The organism is Vibrio sp. CB1-5 (assembly GCF_059412285.1).
Genome location: NZ_JBJHPB010000067.1, coordinates 1 through 1,595 on the forward strand (window position 1 = coordinate 1; position 1,595 = coordinate 1,595).

General features: G+C 45.1%; 1 protein-coding gene. It reads right to left on the reverse strand.

The window, feature by feature from the left end; translation table 11 throughout:
- Positions 1 to 84: 84 nt before the first annotated feature.
- Complete coding sequence (locus tag ACJB0T_RS21865) at positions 85 to 1,518, reverse strand: IS1182 family transposase (protein ID WP_479291069.1); 1,434 nt, start codon at positions 1,516 to 1,518, stop codon at positions 85 to 87.
- Positions 1,519 to 1,595 lie beyond the last annotated feature (77 nt).

The following is a 1,595-nucleotide window of genomic DNA, read 5'->3' on the forward strand; positions in this document are numbered from 1 at the left end:
TCAGATTGCTGACGAACCCCGCTTTTTAGCGGGGTTCTTTTTTCATAAGCGACCGTTAGGGAGTGATCGCGATATTTTTCGTTATTACGCTATTTGAAGTTTCGGTATACCAACTCGCCCCCAGAACACCAGTATTTGCTTTATTTGGGCCCTTTTGAGCCCTATTTTTTGCAGATAACTCATCACTAGAGCTATCTTCTTGATGTTTTGCGCAGTGGCCGCCATCCAACACTGCATCTGGACTTTTACTAAGCTACGGAAGCGCGCATAGCGATGACCATGATGTTGTTTCGCATCTGCGAAGCTTCGTTCAACCGTTTCACTTCGTCGTCGATAAGTTTTTCGGCCATAAGTTGATAGTCGCATCATATTGGCTCGCTCTACAGCGTCACTGTAGATATGCCTCGTCACCACTTTCTTCATGTTTTGGCTTTTCGTGCAGTCATCGCGAACTGGACAGAACACACATTGCTTCGGGTCTGAGTGGTACTCTCGATAACCACCTCGTGACGTAGTTTTATAGATAAGCGCTTGGCCCGTAGGGCATAGGTATGTGTCGGTATCTGTTTCGTATTTGAAGTGCTTTTTCTTGAACGTGTTCTTTGTTCTCGATGGACGACGATAGCCAAACACCCCTAAGATGCCTCTACGCTCTAAACACTCTGCAACAGGGGCGGTGAAGTAACCTGCATCTAAGCCAACAGCAATTGGGTTTAGCTTAAAACGCTCTAGTGTATGGTCGAGGCGTCGGATATAAGGTTGTGAGTCGTTGATATTTCCTGCTGTCGCATAGGTATCTAAGATGATGCCGTGTTTCCCATCGACAGTGCGGTGGTCGAGGTAGAAGAAGCCTTGTGGCTTATTATCTCGCGTCATAAAACCACTTTCTGGGTCAGTGGTGCTCACTTTCGTGTTCTTTGTTTTCAACTCTACTTTGGATGCTTTTAATGGTCGCTTTCCTTCTTCATCTCGGTCTGTCGCGACGTCTTCATTTAGCATATCAAGATAAGCACTCGCTCGTACCTGACGCTCTTCATTGCGGTGCTTATTCTTGTTGGCATTGGCTTTAAGGTGAGTGCTGTCCGTAAACAATTCACGACCATCAACCAAGCCTTTCTCCATTGCTTGGATAACAATGTTTCCGAAGATACGCTCAAAGATATCAGTGCCATTAAAGCGACGAATGCGGTTTTGACTGAGTGTTGAGGCATGAATTACTTTTTCAGTTAGAGACATTCGAAGGAACCAACGGTAAGCAACGTTTACTTCGATTTCTTTAACAAGTTGGCGCTCGCTTTTAATCCCGAAAATGTAGCCAAGTAGAATGATTTTGAATAAGCGTACTGGGTCAACAGGCGGTCGGCCATTGTCTTTGCAGTAGAGGTGAGCGACTTCGTCTCGAATGAACTCAAAGTCGATAGCGCTATCAATTTTACGAACAAGATGGTTTTTAGGAACAAGCTGCTCCATGGTCACCATTTCTAGTTCATATTGTTGTGGAGAAGGTTCTTGAAGCATACCGGAGCATCCCTATTTCGATACTCCTATTAGATCAAAGGTCTAGCTTGAAAGCTAGACCTTTGTCAGCAGTCTGA